Annotated in this window: 19 protein-coding genes; 15 read left to right on the plus strand and 4 right to left on the minus strand. The window is 71.4% G+C overall.

What is annotated here, in order from left to right:
- Positions 1-65 precede the first annotated feature (65 nt).
- From rfbB to rsmD, 10 genes are all read left to right on the plus strand, one after another.
- Positions 66-1064 carry a dTDP-glucose 4,6-dehydratase gene (rfbB, locus tag AC4D12_RS05805; RefSeq protein ID WP_490948971.1) on the plus strand — a complete coding sequence of 333 codons (999 nt, stop codon included), beginning with the start codon at positions 66-68 and terminating at the stop codon, positions 1062-1064.
- Between the two features lie 3 nt (positions 1065-1067).
- On the plus strand, positions 1068-2492 hold the full coding sequence (locus AC4D12_RS05810; protein WP_490948972.1) for a sugar nucleotide-binding protein: 1425 nt from the start codon (positions 1068-1070) through the stop codon (positions 2490-2492).
- Between the two features lie 58 nt (positions 2493-2550).
- Positions 2551-3594, plus strand: coding sequence for a thiamine-phosphate kinase (thiL, locus tag AC4D12_RS05815; RefSeq protein WP_490948973.1), 1044 nt, complete (start codon positions 2551-2553; stop codon positions 3592-3594).
- 22 nt (positions 3595-3616) lie between these two features.
- On the plus strand, positions 3617-4570 hold the full coding sequence (locus AC4D12_RS05820) for a DAK2 domain-containing protein (protein WP_490949492.1): 954 nt from the start codon (positions 3617-3619) through the stop codon (positions 4568-4570).
- Entirely contained in the window at positions 4560-6785 is a 2226-nt protein-coding gene (locus tag AC4D12_RS05825; RefSeq protein WP_490948974.1) for an ATP-dependent DNA helicase RecG, read from the plus strand. The genes AC4D12_RS05820 and AC4D12_RS05825 overlap by 11 nt, the downstream gene beginning before the upstream one ends.
- Positions 6786-6825: 40 nt before the next feature.
- On the plus strand, positions 6826-7230 hold the full coding sequence (locus AC4D12_RS05830) for a TOBE domain-containing protein (RefSeq protein WP_490948975.1): 405 nt from the start codon (positions 6826-6828) through the stop codon (positions 7228-7230).
- A 137-nt stretch (positions 7231-7367) separates the two neighbouring features.
- Positions 7368-8195 (plus strand): molybdate ABC transporter substrate-binding protein, encoded by an 828-nt coding sequence (modA, locus tag AC4D12_RS05835; protein ID WP_490948976.1) that lies wholly within the window; start codon positions 7368-7370, stop codon positions 8193-8195.
- Between the two features lie 141 nt (positions 8196-8336).
- On the plus strand, positions 8337-9164 hold the full coding sequence (locus AC4D12_RS05840) for an ABC transporter permease (protein WP_490948977.1): 828 nt from the start codon (positions 8337-8339) through the stop codon (positions 9162-9164).
- Complete coding sequence (locus tag AC4D12_RS05845; RefSeq protein WP_490948978.1) at positions 9161-10336, plus strand: sulfate/molybdate ABC transporter ATP-binding protein; 1176 nt, start codon at positions 9161-9163, stop codon at positions 10334-10336. Before AC4D12_RS05840 ends, AC4D12_RS05845 begins: the two co-directional genes overlap by 4 nt.
- Before the next feature lie 9 nt (positions 10337-10345).
- Complete coding sequence (rsmD, locus tag AC4D12_RS05850) at positions 10346-10918, plus strand: 16S rRNA (guanine(966)-N(2))-methyltransferase RsmD (RefSeq protein ID WP_490948979.1); 573 nt, start codon at positions 10346-10348, stop codon at positions 10916-10918.
- Positions 10919-10994: 76 nt separating this feature from the next.
- On the opposite strand, the gene AC4D12_RS05855 is transcribed toward rsmD, so the two are convergent.
- The 4 genes from AC4D12_RS05855 to AC4D12_RS05870 form a co-directional block, all read right to left on the minus strand.
- The gene (locus AC4D12_RS05855) at positions 10995-11741 is read right to left on the minus strand and encodes a YcnI family copper-binding membrane protein (protein ID WP_490948980.1); all 747 of its coding nucleotides are present in this window, start codon (positions 11739-11741) and stop codon (positions 10995-10997) included.
- A gap of 132 nt (positions 11742-11873) precedes the next feature.
- Positions 11874-12485, minus strand: a complete 612-nt coding sequence (locus tag AC4D12_RS05860; protein WP_490948981.1) for a hypothetical protein — start codon at positions 12483-12485, stop codon at positions 11874-11876.
- Between the two features lie 578 nt (positions 12486-13063).
- A complete protein-coding gene (locus tag AC4D12_RS05865; protein ID WP_490948982.1) occupies positions 13064-14008 on the minus strand; it encodes a spermidine synthase in 945 nt (314 codons plus the stop codon).
- An 11-nt stretch (positions 14009-14019) separates the two neighbouring features.
- Entirely contained in the window at positions 14020-15231 is a 1212-nt protein-coding gene (locus AC4D12_RS05870) for an aminotransferase class I/II-fold pyridoxal phosphate-dependent enzyme (protein ID WP_490948983.1), read from the minus strand.
- A 63-nt stretch (positions 15232-15294) separates the two neighbouring features.
- Here AC4D12_RS05870 and coaD point away from each other — a divergent pair, with 63 nt between their 5' ends.
- From coaD to mutM, 5 genes are all read left to right on the plus strand, one after another.
- Positions 15295-15804 (plus strand): pantetheine-phosphate adenylyltransferase, encoded by a 510-nt coding sequence (gene coaD / locus AC4D12_RS05875; RefSeq protein ID WP_490948984.1) that lies wholly within the window; start codon positions 15295-15297, stop codon positions 15802-15804.
- Between the two features lie 102 nt (positions 15805-15906).
- On the plus strand, positions 15907-16428 hold the full coding sequence (locus AC4D12_RS05880; protein WP_490948985.1) for a YceD family protein: 522 nt from the start codon (positions 15907-15909) through the stop codon (positions 16426-16428).
- A 2-nt stretch (positions 16429-16430) separates the two neighbouring features.
- Positions 16431-16634 (plus strand): 50S ribosomal protein L32, encoded by a 204-nt coding sequence (gene rpmF, locus AC4D12_RS05885; RefSeq protein ID WP_043445822.1) that lies wholly within the window; start codon positions 16431-16433, stop codon positions 16632-16634.
- A 54-nt stretch (positions 16635-16688) separates the two neighbouring features.
- Positions 16689-17498 carry a ribonuclease III gene (gene rnc / locus AC4D12_RS05890; RefSeq protein WP_490948986.1) on the plus strand — a complete coding sequence of 270 codons (810 nt, stop codon included), beginning with the start codon at positions 16689-16691 and terminating at the stop codon, positions 17496-17498.
- Positions 17499-18461 (plus strand): bifunctional DNA-formamidopyrimidine glycosylase/DNA-(apurinic or apyrimidinic site) lyase, encoded by a 963-nt coding sequence (gene mutM, locus AC4D12_RS05895; protein WP_490948987.1) that lies wholly within the window; start codon positions 17499-17501, stop codon positions 18459-18461.
- Positions 18462-18483 lie beyond the last annotated feature (22 nt).

An 18483-nucleotide genomic window follows, 5' to 3' on the forward strand; every position in this document is an offset into this window, starting at 1 on the left:
GGACGAATCGGGGGTCCGGGCGTCGCGGAGGGCCCGGCCGGCACTCGACCGGTAAAGTGCAGGGCGTGAAGAATCTTCTGGTGACCGGCGGCGCCGGCTTTATAGGGTCCAACTTCGTGCACTACCTCATGGAGCACACCGACGCCTCCGTGACCGTGCTGGACAAGATGACCTACGCCGGCAACCACGCCTCCCTGGAGGGGCTGCCCGCCGACCGCTTCGAGCTCGTGGTCGGGGACATCGCGGATGCCGCCGTCGTGGACCCCCTCGTGAGGCGTGCCGACGCCGTCGTTCACTACGCGGCGGAATCGCACAACGACAACTCGCTGCACGACCCCCGGCCGTTCCTCGACACCAACATCATCGGCACCTACACCCTGATCGAGGCGGCCCGCCGTGACGGCGTGCGCTTCCACCACATCAGCACCGACGAGGTGTACGGCGACCTCGAGCTGGACGACCCCGCCCGGTTCACCGAAAAGACCCCCTACAACCCGTCGAGCCCGTACTCCTCGACGAAGGCCGGTTCCGACCTCCTGGTGCGCGCGTGGGTGCGCTCCTTCGGCCTCCAGGCCACCATCAGCAACTGCTCCAACAACTACGGCCCGTACCAGCACGTCGAGAAGTTCATCCCGCGCCAGATCACCAACGTGATCGACGGCGTCCGCCCCAAGCTCTACGGCGAGGGCCTCAACGTGCGGGACTGGATCCACGCCAACGACCACTCCTCGGCCGTGTGGACCATCCTGAACAAGGGTGCGATCGGCCAGACCTACCTGATCGGCGCTGACGGCGAGCGGAACAACAAGGACGTCGTCGAACTCATCCTGACCGAGATGGGCCAGGCTGCCGACGCCTACGACCACGTGGTGGACCGTGCCGGGCACGATCTCCGCTACGCGATCGACTCCACCAAGCTGCGCACCGAGCTCGGCTGGGAGCCCGAGTTCGACCACTTCGAGCAGGGCCTCCGCGACACCATCGCCTGGTACCGCGTCAACGAGGCGTGGTGGCGGCCGCAGAAGGCCGTGACCGAGACCAAGTACACCGAGCTGGGGCAGTAGAGCGTGGGCCCCACCTTCTCCAAGCCCCTCGGTTCCCGCGAGACGCCGATCCCCGGCGTCGTCCTCTTCGACCTCCCGGTGCACGGCGACAACCGCGGCTGGTTCAAGGAGAACTGGCAGCGGGCCAAGATGACGGCTGCCGGACTCGAGGACTTCGGACCCGTGCAGAACAACATCTCGTTCAACGAGACCGCCGGCACCACGCGCGGCATCCACGCCGAGCCCTGGGACAAGTTCATCTCGGTGGCCACGGGGCGCGTCTTCGGAGCATGGGTGGACCTCCGCGAAGGGCCCTCCTTCGGTGCCGTCTTCACGGCCGAGCTCGATCCCTCCACCGCCATCTTCATCCCGCGCGGCGTGGGCAACGCCTTCCAGACGCTCGAGGACGGCACGGCCTACACCTACCTCGTCAACGACCACTGGTCGGCCGACGCACAGGGGCAGTACGTCTTCCTGAACCTCGCCGACGAGACGGCGGACATCCCGTGGCCCATCCCGCTCGCCGACGCGGAACTCTCCGAGAAGGACCGGCAGCACCCCCGCCTCGCCGACGTCACCCCCCTCGCACCCCGGACCACCCTGGTGGTGGGTGCGGACGGCCAGCTCGGGAAGGCCCTGCGGACGGCCCTCGCGGGTCACCCCTCGGTCGAGTTCGCCTCCCGCGCGGACCTCGACCTGCTCTCCGGCACCCTCGACACGGCCCGGGCATGGTCCGGATACGGCACCATCATCAACGCCGCCGCCTACACCGCGGTGGACGCCGCCGAGACCCCCGAGGGCCGCGCTGCCGCCTGGGCCGTCAACGTCACGGGAGTCGCTGCCCTCGCCCGCGTGGCGACGGCGCACCGCCTGACCCTCGTGCATGTCTCCAGCGACTACGTCTTCGACGGCTCGAAGGCGCTGCACCACGAGGACGAGCCGTTCAGCCCGCTCGGGGTGTACGGCCAGACGAAGGCGGCGGGAGACGCGATCGTCGCCACGGTTCCGCGCCACTACGTCCTCCGCACCAGCTGGGTCATCGGCGAGGGCGCGAACTTCGTCCGCACCATGGCGAACCTCGCGGGCCGCGGCATCTCGCCGAGCGTCGTGGACGACCAGATCGGTCGCTTGAGCTTCACCGAGGACATCGCCGCCGCCGCGCTCCACCTGTTGCAGATGGGGGCCCCGTTCGGGACGTACAACGTCACCAACGAGGGCGAGCCCGAGAGCTGGGCGGACATCGCCGCGGAGGTCTTCGCGCTCAGCGGTCGGGAGCGCCGGGACGTCACCGGCGTCAGCACGGCCGAGTACTTCGCGGGCAAGGAGGCTGCGCCGCGCCCGCTGCAGAGCGCGCTCGACCTGTCCAGGATCCGTGCCACGGGCTTCTCGCCCGCTCCGGCCGCCGAGCGGCTCGCGGCCTACGTCGCCGCGCTGACGCCGTCGTCGTGACCGGTCGCCGTCCGGCCGGTGGACGGTCCGGTCGGTACCGGGCCGTACGGTAGGACGCATGTCCCCGATCCCGCGCAACTCCCGCGGCTCCGGCGGCTCCGACGGCCCAGCCCACGCACCGACCGTCGCGGAGCTCAGCGAGGGTGAACTGCTCGCGCGGATCCTGCCGCTCCTCGGCGCTCCGCACAGTGCCGTGGTGGGACCGGGCGACGACGCCGCCGTGCTCGTGCCGACGCCGGGTCCGGTGGTCATCTCCATGGACACTCTGACGGAGGACCACGACTTCCGGCTCCTGCGCGCCAACGGCTTCGTGACCACGGGGTACGACGTCGGGTGGAAGTCCGCGGCGCAGAACCTCAGCGACATCAACGCCATGGGCGGGAGAGCCACGGCGCTCGTCGTGAGCCTCACCCTCCCGCGGCACACGCCCGTCCCCTGGGTGGAGGACTGCGCCCGGGGTCTCGCCGCGGCCCTCCTCGGGCTCGGGGCGCACGAGTGCTCCGTGGTGGGCGGTGACCTCGGGGGAGGGGCGCAGCTCGTCGTCACGGCGGCCGTGACAGGAGTGCTCGACGGGCCCGCCGTCGTGCGATCCGGAGCGAGGGTCGGCGACGTCGTCGCGGTCGCGGGAACGCTCGGCCGGGCCGCCGCTGGGCTCGCCATCCTCGAGGACGGTGGAGCTCCCGCCCGGTTCGGCGCCCTCGGCGAGGCGCTGGTCGCCGCGCAACTCCGCCCGTCGCCCCCGCTGGATGCGGGACCCGCCGCCGCCCGCGCGGGAGCCACGGCCATGCTGGACATCTCCGACGGGCTCGTGCGCGACGCCGGGCGGATCGCCGCGGCGAGCACCGTGCGGCTGGACCTCGACGCAGACGCACTACAGCCCTTCACGAGCGCCCTCGCGCCCGCCGCGGAGCAGCTGGGAACGGACGCGATGGACTGGGTGCTCGGGGGTGGGGAGGACCACGGACTGCTGGCGACGTTCCCGGGAAACACCCCCCTGCCACCGGGTTTCACTGCGGTAGGCTCGATCGTGCCGGGCACGCCGCAGGTGACACTGGCGTCACGGGCGACAGCTCTCAGGGGATGGGATCACTTTGCACACTAAGGTCACCGCGAACGCCGCGGCGATGAAGCGCTGGTTGAGCAAGGCCGAAGAATCCCTCGGTAACCACAGCGACCGCCTGAACGCCATCAACATCTTCCCGGTCGCGGACGGCGACACCGGTACCAACCTCTACCAGACCGTACGGGCCGCGGCCCGGGCCGTGCACGGCGATCCGACCACGGATCTGGGGGACCTCCTCACCATCGCGGGGCGCGCAGCCATGGAGGACGCCCGCGGCAACTCCGGGACGCTGTTCGCCGTGTTCCTCGCGGCCTTCGCGGAACCGCTGCACGGCGTCACCCGCCTGACGTGCACGCTCCTCACGGCATCCCTGCACCGCGCGCAGATCCGCAGCTGGTCCGCCCTCAGCGACCCCGTACCCGGCACCATGCTCTCCGTGCTCGAGGCGAGCGCCCGGGCAGCGGGCACGACCTCCGCGGCGCACGCCTCGGACGACAGCAACCATGCGCTCGCGCTGACCCTCGAATCCGCCGTCCAGGACGCCCTGCGGGCGGTCGTGGACACCGAGAGCCAGCTGGGCGCCCTCACCGCCGCGAAGGTCGTCGACGCCGGCGGCGTCGGCTTCCTCCTCATCCTCGATGCCCTGAGGGCCGCGGCGCTCGGGGAGGAACTGCAGGACGAACTGCTGGACGGGCTGCACGGCTACGCCGTCCAGGCGCCCCACATCCACGCGGGCGGCGACGCCGAGGGCGTGGAGGTCATGTGCACCATCAACCTCAGCCCCCTGGACGCCGCAACCCTCCGCCTGCACCTCGACGAGCTCGGTGACTCCGTGATCATGAGTGCGGTCACCGAGGCACCCGAGGGGTACCGCTGGAGGGTCCACGTGCACGTACCGGACCCCGAGCCCGCGCTCGCGCTCATCCACCAGGCGGGCGAACCGGTGAACATCAGCGTCACGCAGCTCGCCGCACCCCACGCCACGGACGTCGGAGCCGAGGCCCGTGACACCTGACGCCCTCCCGGCAGCGCGCGTCCCGGAGCTCGACGCCCCGCTCGAGAGGCGCCTCGGCGCGGTGGCGAAACCGCTCGAGAAGCACTTCGGCATCACCACCGTGGGCGAGCTGCTCAACCACTTCCCGCGCACCTACCTCAAACGAGGCGAGCTGACACCCATCGCCGACGTCCCCGTGGACGAGGAGGTGACGCTGATCGCCCGGGTGCAGTCCGCTGCCTCGCGGAGGATGCGCACACGCAAGGGCATGCTGCTCGAGGTCACCATCACCGACGACGCCGAGGGCGGCCTCGGCGGGATGAACCTCACCTACTTCAACGGCTACGCCGCGGAGCGCGAGCTCCGCCCGGGCGTGCGCGCCATGTTCTCCGGCAAGGTCACCGTCTACCGCGGCAAGCTCTCGCTGACCAACCCCCGGTACTCCCTCCTCGACGAGGGCGACGCCCCCGAGGACATCAACCGCCCCATCCCGGTGTACCCGGCGGTGGAGAAGCTGGACAGCGAGAAGATCGCCAAGGCGGTCGCCACCGTGCTGGACACGCTGCAGCTGACCGAGCTGGACGATCCCGTGCCGGCGTCGATCGCCCGCCGCGACAAGCTCATGAGCATCACGTCGGCGTACGAGCTGGTGCACCGCCCGCAGCAGGTCGAGGACGCCTACCGCGCCCAGCACCGGCTCCGCTACCAGGAGGCGTTCGTGCTGCAGGCGGCGCTCGCCCGGCGTCGTGCGCTCGCGGCACGTGAGGAGGCCACGGCCCGCCCGCCGCGCACCGACGGCCTCCTCGCGCAGTTCGACGCCCGCCTGCCCTTCACGCTGACCCAGGGGCAGCTCGACGTCGGCGCGACGCTCGCGGAGGATCTCGCGCGGGACCACCCGATGAACCGCCTGCTCCAGGGCGAGGTGGGGTCGGGCAAGACCCTCGTGGCCCTACGCGCCATGCTCCAGGTCATCGACGCCGGCGGGCAGGCCGCGCTCCTCGCGCCCACCGAGGTCCTCGCGGCCCAGCACCTGCAGTCCATCACGCGCACGCTCGGTCCCCTCGCCGAAGGCGGGATGCTCGGTGGAGCGACGGACGGCACGCGCGTGGTGCTGCTCACCGGCTCCATGTCGACGGCGCAGCGCAAGAGGTCCCTCCTCGACGCCGCGTCCGGCGACGCAGGCATCGTGATCGGTACGCACGCCCTTCTCTCGGACAACGTCACCTTCTTCGACCTCGGCCTGATCGTGGTGGACGAGCAGCACCGGTTCGGTGTGGAGCAGCGCGACGCGCTCCGCACCAAGGCGCGCACCTCGCCCCACGTCCTCGTCATGACGGCGACGCCGATCCCGCGGACCGTCGCCATGACCGTCTTCGGTGACCTCGAGACCTCCACCCTGTCCGAACTGCCGGCGGGCAGGTCGCCCATCGCGACCCACGAGGTGGGGCTCACCGAGCACCCCGCATGGATGCAAAGGGTGTGGTCGCGGGCGCGCGAGGAGATCGACGCCGGCCGGCAGGTCTACGTGGTGTGCCCCAAGATCGGTGACGACGCGAAGGGCGACGACGACGCCCCCGAGGTGCTCTACGGTGACCAGCCGACGGAGGCCAAGGCGGCCCAGCCCCTCACGAGCGTGGTGGGCCTCGCGGCGTCGCTCGCGGACGTCCCGCAGCTCGACGGCGTGGTGACGGGCATCCTGCACGGACGCATGGATCCCCAGGACAAGGCCGACGTCATGGCCCGCTTCGCGGACGGCGCCGTGGACCTCCTGGTGGCGACGACGGTGATCGAGGTGGGCGTCGACGTCCCCAATGCCACGCTCATGGTGATCATGGACGCGGACCGCTTCGGCATCTCGCAGCTTCACCAGCTCCGCGGCCGGATCGGACGCGGAGGGCACGCGGGGACCTGCCTGCTGGTGACGTCCCTCGAGCCCGAGCACCCCAGCAGGGAGCGCCTCGCCGCCGTGGCGGCCACGACCGATGGCTTCGAGCTCTCGCAGAAGGACCTCGAGCTGCGGCGGGAGGGCAACATCCTCGGGGCGTCGCAGTCGGGCGGGCGGTCCGCGCTGCGGTTCCTCAAGATCACGCAGCACGGCAAGGTCATCGAGAAGGCCCGGACGGACGCGCAGGAGATCGTCGCGGAGGACCCGGACCTGCGGGAGTACCCGGGGCTGATCCTCGCCATCGAGCTCTACCTGAATCCCGAGAAGGAAGCGTTCCTCGAGAAGGGCTGACGCACCTCGCTTCCGCGTCTGAGGGAGTAGCATCCGTTCCATGACGCAATTACGGATCGCGGACGCGGCCCGCTATCTCGCCGTCAGCGACGACACCGTGCGCCGCTGGATCGACGGCGGCGCCCTCGGGAGTTCGAAGGACGCCTCGGGCAGGACCGTCGTCGAAGCCCTGGACCTCGCGCGGCTCGCGCAGCGCACCGCCGTGCTGCCCGGTGACCCCTCGGACGTGGGGCGCTCGGCCCGCAACCGATTCGTGGGGATCGTCACGGCCATCACGATGGACACCGTGATGGCGCAGGTGGAACTCCAGTGCGGTCCCCACCGGGTGGTCTCGCTCATGAGCAGCGAGGCGGTCCGTGATCTCGGTCTGGAAGAGGGCTCCGTGGCGATCGCCGTCGTCAAGGCGACGACCGTCATCGTCGAGACCCCCGGGGGCAGGGCGTGACCGGCGCACAGGGTTCGAGCGGAGGCCCGGAGCCGGAGGCCTCTGCGCGCACGTCCAGTTCCGGCCCTGCCAGTTCCGGCCCTGCCGCGGAGGCCCCTGCGCGCACGGCCCGTTCCGGCCCTGCCCGTTTCAGCCTGATGCTTGCGCCCGTAATGCCTCATCGTCCGCGGCCCAGGCACGTCACGGTCCTCGCAGCCCTCGCGGCGGCCGGGCTGGTCCTCGCCGGCTGCGGAGGACCCGCGGACCAGGGACCGGGCGCTGATGGCTCAACGGACGCGACGGGTGCGGTCGACGGCAGCATCACGGTGTTCGCCGCCGCCTCGCTGAGCGACGCCTTCACCGAGATCGCAGCGCGCTTCGAGGACGCTCATCCCGGCAGCGCGGTCACGCTGAACGTCGGGGGTTCCTCGGACCTCGTCACGCAGATCCTCGAGGGCGCGCCCGCCGACGTCCTCGCCTCCGCCGATGAGCGGAACATGGGCAAGGTGCACGAGGCCGGCCTGCTCGCGGGCTACGCACGCACCTTCGCCACGAACACCCTGCAGCTCGTGGTGCCCGCCGACAACCCCGCGGATATCACGACCCTCGCGGATGCCGCGGAGCCGGACGTGAAGATGGTCGTCTGCGCCGAGCAGGTTCCGTGCGGGGCGGCCGCAGCCCTCGTGACGGAGGCAGCAGGCGTCAAGCTCACCCCGGTCAGCGAGGAATCATCGGTGACGGACGTCCTCGGCAAGGTCGTCTCGGGGGAGGCCGACGCCGGGCTGGTCTACGTGACCGACGTGCGGGCCGCGGGGGATGCCGTCCTCGGGATCGGGATCCCCGAGGCGGCGGACGCCGTCAACGTGTACCCGATCGCTGCGCTCGCGGACAGCGACGAGGCACGGACCGCGCAGGCATTCGTCGAGTTCGTGGCGGGGCTGGACGGCCGTGCCGTGCTCGAGGAAGCAGGGTTCGGTGCTCCGTGACGACGCGGTGGAGCACCGACTGCGGAAGCTGACGCGGGTGTCGACGCGGCTAGTGGCGCGGGGGCGGCTCCTCCTGTGAACCCTGCCGTCAGCTCCGCCGCGCCTCCCACTGCTGCTCCCGCCGGGCCTTCCGTGCCTTCCGTGCGGAGGTCGGGGAACCGTGCCCCCGACGGCGCACGGCTTCCGCGCTGGGTCCCGGCCGTCGCCGTCGTGGGTGGTCTGTTCGTCGTGCTGCCGCTGGTGGCCATGGCCCTCCGGGTCGACTGGCCGCGGTTCGTCCCCCTCGTCACGTCCGAGGGTGCCACGGCGGCACTGCTCCTCAGCCTGCGGACGTCCGTGACCGCCACCGCGCTCTGCGTGCTCTTCGGGGTACCGATGGCGCTGGTGCTCGCGCGGACGAGGTTCCGTGGTCAGCAGATCCTCCGCTCCCTCGTCCTGCTCCCGCTGGTCCTGCCGCCCGTGGTCGGCGGTATCGCGCTGCTCTACACGTTCGGGCGCCGGGGGCTCCTCGGCGAAAGTCTTGCCACGCTGGGTATCGACGTCGCGTTCTCGACCACCGCGGTGGTGATGTCGCAGACCTTCGTGGCGCTGCCGTTCCTCGTCCTCAGCCTCGAGGGTGCGCTCCGTACGGTCGGGACGCGCTACGAGGCGGTGGGAGCCACGCTCGGGGCCGGGCGGTGGACGGTGCTCCGGCGCATCACCCTGCCCCTCGTGCTGCCGGCGCTGGTCTCCGGCGCCGTGCTGTCCTTCGCGCGGGCGCTGGGCGAGTTCGGCGCCACGCTCACCTTCGCCGGCAGCCTCCAGGGCACCACGAGGACGCTGCCGCTCGAGGTGTACCTCCAGCGCGAGACCGATCCGGACGCCGCCGTGGCGCTGTCCCTCGTGCTCGTGGTCGTCGCGATCGCCGTCGTAGGGGTGGCGCACCGGGTGCGGCCGCTCGGCGGGGCGAGGGCGGGATTCCCTCGATGACCGGCCTCCGCTTCACGGCCGCCCTCCCCGACCGCGGATTCGACGTCTCCTTCGAGCTCGCGCCGGGCGAGACCCTCGCGGTCCTCGGACCGAACGGGGCCGGGAAGTCGACGCTGCTCGCACTCGTCGCGGGGCTCCTCGCCCCCCGCGAGGGCCAGGCGGAGCTCGACGGACGCGTGCTCTTCGACGTCGGGCCGGATCGGAGAAGGCTCACCGAAGCGAGACGGCGCGGTGTGGCGCTGCTCGCGCAGGAGGCCCTCCTGTTCCCGCACCTCAGCGTGCTCGAGAACGTGGCGTTCGGCCCGCGCAGCCGCGGCGTGGGGCGGGCGGACGCGCGGTCGACGGCGCTCGGCTGGCTCGAGCGCGCCGGCGCGAAGGATCTCGCGGAGCGGCGGCCCGGTCAGCTCTCCGGCGGGCAGGCGCAGCGGGTCGCGGTCGCCCGCGCGCTCGCGGCGGAGCCGTCGCTGCTCCTGCTCGACGAACCGCTCTCCGCGCTCGACGTGACGGTCGCCCCGGCTCTCCGTGCCCTGCTCCGGGAGGTCCTCGCCGAGCGCATGGCCATCATCGTGACGCACGACCCCCTCGATGCGTACCTCCTCGCCGACCGCGTGCTGCTCCTCGACGCGGGACGGGTGGTCGAAGCCGGACCCACCGGAGAGGTGCTCACACACCCTGTCAGCGAGTTCGGCGCGCGGCTCGCAGGGCTCAACCTGCTGCGGGGGCGGCGCACGAGCGAGGGTTTCGTCGCCGAGAACGGGCTGACGGTGCCCATGCGCGCCGAGCACGACGCGTCCGGGAGTCAGGCCGGGCAGGACCACCCCGCCGACACCGGCCGACCGGCCCCGGGGGCCCTGCCGTCGGCGGGCGCCGCCGATTCCTCCGGTGCCGCGTCGCTCCGCCTCGTGGTCCGTCCGGGGCGGGTGGGTGTGTCGCGCGTGCCGGTGTCCTCGCCGGGGACGGCATGCATCCCAGTGATCGTCAGCGACGTCGAGCACCGCGGTGACCTGGTGAGGGTCCACGCAGCGGGCATGGCCGCGGACGTGGCGCCGACGGACGTCGTCGCCCTGGGGCTCGAGCCGGGCCTCCCGGTCTTCCTGACGGTCCACCATGCGCATGCGGACGTCTACGCGGTACCCGGGAACGGTGGAGCGCGCCCTGACACCGGGCGATAGAGTCGGAGCATGACGCGCATCATCGCCGGAGCGGCGGGCGGTTCCACTCTCACCAGCGTCGACGGGAACGGCACGCGACCCACCACGGACAGGGTCAAGGAGGCATTGTTCTCCCGCCTCGAGTCCTACGGCATCCTCCACGGGGCACACGTCCTGGACCTCTACGCGGGCTCGGGATCGCTCGGCGTGGAGAGCGCCAGCCGCGGCGCAGCCACCGTGGACCTCGTGGAATCCGCGGAGCGGGCCGCCGCGGTGGCACAGCGCAACGCGGACCTCGTGAACCGTGTGCTGGGCTGGACCGCCGTCCGCGTGCACCGCTCGAAGGTGGAGACCTACCTCGAGCGGGTGGCCCCGGAGCTCACCTGGGATCTCGTCCTCATGGATCCGCCCTACACGGTCGACGCCGAGGGGGTGCTCGCCGTGCTGGCGGCGCTCGAGACCCGGCTCGCGGACGGCGCGGTGGTGGTGGTCGAGCGGTCCGCCCGGACCCCGGAACCAGCGTGGCCCGCATGGCTCGAGAGATTCTCGGACAAGAAGTACGGCGAGACGCGCCTGTGGTTCCTCGAACCTGCCGTCGACTGACGGCTGGAGCGGGTCAGGGCTCTCGCGGGGGCGCGGTGCCGGCTCGCACACCGGCACCGCGCCGGTATCGCGGGAGCTACGCCGTGGGTCGCGTCCGGGCCAGGGCGACGACGCCGGCCACGAGGCCGAGCAGCCCGGCGATCAGCCCGGCCCAGCCCGCGGCCGAGGACGAGCCGGTGTCCGTAGCCGTGGCCGCCTGCTCGGCGTCGATCGCCTCGGGGGTCTCGGCGGCGGTGTGCGAGCCCCCGTGGGAGTCCTCACCCTCGACGGCCGCGGTGGTCACGAACGACGGCGCGGGCTTGTCCGGCTCCTCGGCGCCCTCGACGGTCTCCTGGTCCCAGGCGACAACCTCGCCGTCGGTGTAGGACTGCGTCGCGGGGAGCATGACGGTCGCGCCGGCCTCGGGGAGGCGGCCCACGCTGATCGAGAACGTCTGGTACTCCTGCTGCGAGATCTCCGACCCCGCCTCGGCGGTCCAGACGACCGAGAGGGGTCCCTCGGTGAGCGTGGCGCCGTCGGCCGTCGTGACGGGCTCCGGGAAGGTGCCGGTGACGACCTCCGCCGTCCAGCCGTCCACGGGCTTGACCCGCACGGAGGTGAAGGGCTGCTCGATGGGGAGTTGCACCTCGAGCTTGTTGGTGGCGGCCGTCTCCGACTCGTTGGGGACGCTGAACGTGAGCTGCGAGTACCCGTTCTCGGTGGTGGACGCGGGCGCCACGGTGACGTGGGCGCTGGCCGCTCCGAGTCCGAGGCCCATCAGGCCGGCGGTGGTGAGGGCGACTGCGCCCGTGGTGAGGGCGTGCTTGCGGTGGAACGAGGTCATGGGAATGCCTTTCAGGGTGCTCCGCCCGCGGTGCGGGACGTCAGGGAGCAGGGGGTGTCGGTCATGAGGTTCGTGATCGCCGGGCGGCGAGGGGACCGTTCCGCACGGACCCGCCCCTGGAAGGAGTGCGGGTCAGGCGGGCAGCAGGAGGAGCTGCGGCGGACCGCGGAGTGTCGGGACGACGGCGTGGACCGACACCGGCGCTGCCGGAGCGGGTACCGCGACGACGGTGCGCCGGGGGGATGCCGGGAGGGTCACGGCGACGGGCAGGGAGACGAGAGGGGCCAGCCAGGCCCGCAGGAGAGCTCCGGCTTCCTCGCTCTTCGCCACCATCGCGGCGAGGAGCAGTGTGGCCAGCGTGTGGAGGAGGACCATCGCGAGGCCACCCGTCGCCGCTCCCATGGGCTCCTGGGCCACCGGTGAGCAGGCGAGCTCGAAGGCCGCGTGATGTCCGGGCATCGCGGACGAGCTCTGGCAGACGGCGGGCACGGCCGTGAGCTCGAACAGGGAGTGCATCGCGATCTGGCCCGCTCCCATCAGGGCGACGGCGGAGCGGAACGTCACCCGCCGGCGTCCGAGGAGCACCATCGGCGCGAGCAGGAGGACACCCAGCAGGAGTATCACGCCGAGGTGAGGCAGGTGACCGGCGGCGAGGACGTGCGAGGCGGATGAGACCGAGAGGACGAGGGACACGAGCACGATCGACCGCAGGTACGGCAGACAGGGGAGCCCTGACCGTGTCATGACCCTCCTTCTGTGCTGTCGTGGCCCGCGCGGCGCCGGGTCCGAGCCGTGATCCCAGGTGGCCCGGAGGCGCTGGGCCCGCAGGGACCCGGGGACTGTCGACGACGTCACGGCCGGTGCCCCGCACCGGCGACGCGTGGTGGTGTCGCTGGTGTCAGGGTACAGCGCGGGCAGCGCTCGCCGCCTGCCCGTAGTTCGGGCTGCATACCCTCCCGGATGGGCGCTGCCGCCGACGAGCGTACCGGACTGCGCCGCCCGTCAGCCGATCACCCTCCTGCCCCGCCGTCGGGCGTGGAGGCTCGCCACGAGGGCGACGGCCACGGCCGCGACGATCAGGCACCGTAGGCCCCGTGGAGGTCGATGTCCAGCCGGACGATGACGTGCAGTGTGTGGTTCATGGTGGGTGTCCCCCGGGGAATGACGAGTGTCCTTGCCCGACTTCTCAAGCTCTCTCAGGCCAGGAGCGCCCGGAACCCCATCGGTCAGCGAGAAGCCCTTGGCCCTTGCCTGGAATCTGTGATCGGGGACGGTTGCGCGCGCAGCCCTGCCCGATGGAACCGAGCGCCCAGCCCCGCGGTTCAGCCCTGCTCGGTGCTCGCGAACCGTTCGAAGGCCACGCGGTCCGCGCCGACGAGAACGGCCGCCGGGTGCGGCCCGGCGAGTTCCAGAGCGCCGGTCCACGCCTCGGGCCACGGCTGCCGGCGGGCGACGACGATCACGTTGCCGGCGTGCCCGCCGTTGACCATGCCCGCCTCCGTCAGGACGGCGGTCGACGCGGCGAGCGAGGAGAAGCGGCGGCTCTGCTCCCGTGCGAAGAGCAGCGGCGGGTCATCGCCCACGTTGACCAGGACCACGCCGTCCTCGGCGCAGACCCGCAGGAGATGTGCCGCGAAGTCCGGGGAGGTCAGGTGGGCGGGCGCGTCCGCTCCGGCGAAGATGTCCAGCACCACGACGTCGAAGGAGCCGTCGGGCTGCTCGAGTACGGCGTCGGCGGCATCCGCGGCGATGAGCTCGCAGAGGGTCCCCGCCGGCAGCGGCATGGTCTCGAGGACGAAGGAGAGGAGGTCGGCCTCGAGGTCGACGGCGACCTGACGGGAGCGGGGCCGGGTGGCTTCGATGTACCGCACGAGCGTGAGCGCTCCCGCCCCGAGGTGCAGGGCACGCAGCGGGGCCCCCGGTTCACCGACCAGGTCGACGACGTTCGCGACGCGCTGCAGGTACTCGTAGAACACCCGCTCGGGGTGCAGCACGTCGACGTGCGACTGCTGACTGCCGCCGATGCTGAGGATCAGGGCGCCGTCGATGAACGCGTCCTCGTCGAGTTCCGCGTAGGCCCCCGTGAAGGGGAGCCACCGCGTGGGGACGCCGGCGTCCTCGCCGTCGGGCTCGGGATACCGCCCGTCCGGCCCCGGGGCCGAGCCGTCCCTTGCACCGTCCGTGGCATCCTCCATGGCACCGTCCGTGCCGCCGTTCACGTGGACGCCGGTGTGGTCGTCGGTGGTCGAGTCCTGGTCACCGTCCATGGTCGCCCCGCTCATACCCGCTGCCGCAGCATGGAGAGCCGTCGGGCGCCCTCCTCGATGACGTCGAACTTCTTGCAGAAGGCGAAGCGGAGCAGGGAGCGCGTGCGTTCGGCGCCGTCGGCGTGGCAGAACATGGCGACGGGGATCGCCGCCACCCCGATGAGTTCCGGCAGACGCCGCGCCAGGTCCGTGGCGTCATCGATCCCGAGGGGTGCGGCATCCACCATCGTGAAGAAGGTTCCCCGGGGCTCGACGACGTCGAAGCCCGCGGCGCGCAGTCCCTCACCGAGGAGATCCCGCTTGCGGCGCAGGGTCTCCGCCGCTGAGGCGAAGAAGGAGTCCGGCAGCCCCAGCCCGAGTGCGACGGCGTGCTGGAAGGGGGTACCCGAGGTGTAGGTGAGGAAGGTCTTGACGGTGCGCACCTGCGCCACGAGATCTGCCGGCCCGGTCAGCCAGCCGACCTTCCACCCCGTGACGGAGAACGTCTTCCCCGCCGAACTGGCGGTGAGGGTCCTCGCGGCGGCTCCGGGGAGTGAGGCGAGGGGAAGGTGTGCCTGCCCGAACGTCTGGTGCTCGTACACCTCGTCCGTCACGATGACGGCGCCGTACCGCTCCGCGAGCGTGACGATCAGCTCCAGTGCGCTGCGGTCGAACACGGTGCCGGTGGGATTGTGCGGGTTGTTGACCACCACGATCCGCGTGCGCTCGCTGAACGCGGCCTCGAGGAGCGCGGCGTCGGGCTGGTAGTCGGGCGCGAGCAGCGGAGCGGTGGTGTGCGTGGCACCCGAGAGGCCGATCACCGCGCCGTAGGAGTCGTAGAACGGCTCGAAGGTGAGCACCTCGTCGCCGGGGCCCGCGAAGGCGAGGATCGCCGACGCGATCGCCTCGGTGGCACCGGTGCTGACGATCACCTCGGTCTGCGGGTCCACGTCGAGGCCGTAGAAGCGTTGCTGGTGGGCGGCGATCGCGTGCCGGAGCACCGCGAGCCCCTGACCGGGGGCGTACTGGTTGGCGCCGTCGGCGATGGCCGCGCGGGCGGCGTCGAGGATCTCCTGCGGGCCGTCCTCGTCCGGGAAGCCCTGGCCCAGGTTGATCGCCGAGTGGCGCTGCGCGAGTGCGGTGACCTCCTCGAAGATGGTGATCCCGAGCCCTCCGTCGGGGCCAAGCAGGTTCGCGCCTGCTGCCGTCCTCGCCCAGGGGGCGCTTCCTGCCTGCGTCGTCATCCCCCCAGTATCGCGGGCCGATCGCTCACGTGTCGCGGCGCGGACACTGGGTACCGTAGGGGCATGAACCGCGTCGTCTGCCCCGGATCCTTCGACCCGCTCCACAACGGGCACGTCGACATCATCACGAGGGCCTCCACCCTGTTCGACGAGGTGATCGTCGCGGTGTCCACGAATCCGGCGAAGACCTACCGGTTCGACCTCGACACGCGCCTGGGGCTCTGCCGGGAGAGCCTCGCCCATCTCGGCAACGCAAGGGTCCTCCCGATGGGCGGTGGCCTCCTCGCCGAGTTCTGCAGGCAGCACGGCGCGAGCGCACTGGTCAAGGGCCTCCGGTCCGGGCCCGACCTCGAGTACGAGCTGCCCATGGCCACCATGAACCGTCACCTCACCGGTGTGGACACCGTGTTCCTGCCGACGGCGGCGGCCTCGGGGCACGTCTCCTCCTCGCTGCTGAAGGAGGTCTTCGCCCTCGGCGGGGACATCGATCAGTTGGTGCCGGAGCCCGTGCTGCGGGCGCTCGCGGCCGGTGGGGGCCGGCCCGTTTTGGGGGAGGAACCCGCTTCGGGCTAAGATGGCACGTCGGTCACATGTTCTACAGGAGTCACCATCACCAGCGATCTCAGCGCGCCCCTGACGTTCAGTGTCAGGGACCTCGGACGAAGTCCGGGGAGTATGCGGGTACTCGAGGAGAACGTACCGGCGCCGAAGGATTTCGGTGTCGCCCTCGTCGGAGTGCAGGAGGGTTCGCCACTCGAACTCGACCTGCGGCTCGAATCGGTCCACGAGGGAATCCTCGTGTCCGGGACGGCCGGCATGGAAGTGACCGGTGAATGCGGCCGGTGCCTGGAGCCCCTGCGGTTCGACCGCGAGGTCGACATCCAGGAGCTGTTCTTCTACGACGACGCGGAATCGCTGTCGGAGGAGGACGAAGAAGTGCACAGGGTGGAGAACGAGACGATCGACCTGGAGCCCGTTCTGCGGGATGCAGTGGTCACCTCGCTGCCCTTCCAGCCGGTGTGCCGGGAGGATTGCCTGGGATTGTGCTCCGAATGCGGAGCACGCCTGAACGACGATCCCGATCACCACCACGAAGTTCTGGACCCCCGCTGGTCAGCCCTTGCCGGGTTGACGGGCACCGCCGCCGAGCATGACGCGGCACCCAAGTCAGAGTCAGACGAGAGAGAAAAGAGTTAGCCGTGGCTGTCCCGAAGCGGAAAATGTCCCGCGCGAATACCCGCGCACGCCGGTCCCAGTGGAAGGCAACCGCCCCCAAGCTGGTCAAGACCCTCGAGAACGGTCGCGTCACCTACAGCCTCGCCCACCAGGCCAAGGTCGTCACCGACTCGGCCGGCACGCCGCTGTTCCTCGAGTACAAGGGCCGGAAGGTCGCCGACGTCTGATGTCGGATCCGGTCCCTGCCTGGCGAAGGTCCGGCGGGGTCGGCTGAAGCTTTCATGAAGAACACCGCAGAACTCACGAAGCGTCTCGGGGTCGACATCGACTCCGAGACGCTTCGTCTTGCCCTGACACACAGGTCCTACGCCTACGAGCGCGGCGGCATCCCCACGAACGAACGCCTCGAGTTCCTCGGCGACTCCGTGCTCGGGCTGTCGGTCACCGATGCCCTCTACCGGGACAACCCCGACCTGTCCGAGGGTGAGCTCGCCAAGCGCCGCTCGGCGGTCGTGAGCACGAAGGCCCTCGCCGGAGTGGCCCGCAGCCTGGACCTCGGCAGCCACGTGCTGCTCGGGCAGGGCGAGAAACTGACGAACGGCCGTGACAAGGCCTCCATCCTCGCGGACACCATGGAGGCCGTGATCGGCGCCGCGTACCTCACGCACGGCATCGAGACGGCCCGCGCCATGGTCATGCGGCTGATCGCCCCCCTCCTCGCCGACTCCGCCGTCCTGGGTGGCGGCACCGATTGGAAGACACGCATCCAGGAGGCGGCTGCAAGCCGACGCCTGGGGCTCATCGACTACCGGGTCGCAGGCGTGGGCCCCGATCACGCGCGCACCTTCACCGCGCGTCTGGTGATCGGTGGCGTCGAGTACGGCTCCGGTACAGGGCCGTCCAAGAAGGAGGCGGAACAGGCCGCCGCCGCGGAGACCTGGGTGCTGCTGTCGGGCGGCGCGACCGACCCCGACGCGCCGCAGCCCGTCCTGCCGTCGGGCGCCCCGGAAGCCTCGCACCCCTCGGATTCCCACGCACCCCCGTCACTGCCCGGGGCCGTGATGTCCCGCACGCACGACAACGGTTCCTGAGTGCCTGAACTCCCGGAGGTCGAGGTCGTCCGGCGCGGGCTCGCGCGATGGGTGACGGGCCGGACGATCCAGGACGTGGAGGTCGTGGACCCCCGCTCCCTGCGCAGGCACCTCCTGGGCGCCGAGGACTTCCGACAGAACCTCGAGGGTGTCACGGTGCGGGACGTGGTGCGCCGCGGCAAGTTCCTGTGGATGCCCCTCGAGGAGGCGGCCGGCAGCGAGCAGGCGCCGACCGTCGCGCTCATGGCCCATCTCGGCATGAGCGGCCAGCTGCTCATCGAGGAGCCCGGGGCGGCACGGGAGAAGCACCTCAAGGTCCGGCTCGGACTGTCCCCGGCGACCGGACCGGACGGCGAGCGTCTGCCCACGGACCTCCGGTTCGTCGACCAGCGGATCTTCGGCGGCATGTTCCTCGCCGATCTCGACCCCACGGGCGACGGCGGTGCAGGCGGCCTCGGCGCCGAGCAGCTGACGCTGATCCCGAGGCAGGCCGCGCACATCGCCCGCGATCCGCTGGACCCGATCTTCTCCACCGCGACCTTCCACCAGCGGCTGCGTGCCCGCAGGACGGGGCTGAAGCGTGCGCTCCTCGATCAGGGCCTCATCTCCGGCATCGGGAACATCTACGCGGACGAGGCCCTCTGGGCGGCCCGGCTGCACTACGCCCGGCCGACCGACACCATGCGCCGCCCCGACACCGATCGGGTCGTCGACGCCGTGCGTGGGGTCATGGAGCGTGCGCTGGAAGCCGGCGGCACGAGTTTCGACTCGCTCTACGTCAACGTTAACGGTACCTCCGGCTACTTCGCCCGCGAACTGGAGGCCTACGGGCGCGAGGGTGAGCCCTGCCGCCGGTGTGCCGCGGCAGGCCGTGTCACCCTGATGCGACGAGAGTCCTTCATGAACCGTTCGTCCTTCTTCTGCCCCGTCTGCCAGCCGCGTCCGCGGTCGGCGAGATTATAGTCATCAGCGCCGCCGAGGCCAG

The sequence above is a fragment of the Arthrobacter sp. TJ-266 genome (genome assembly GCF_058269115.1).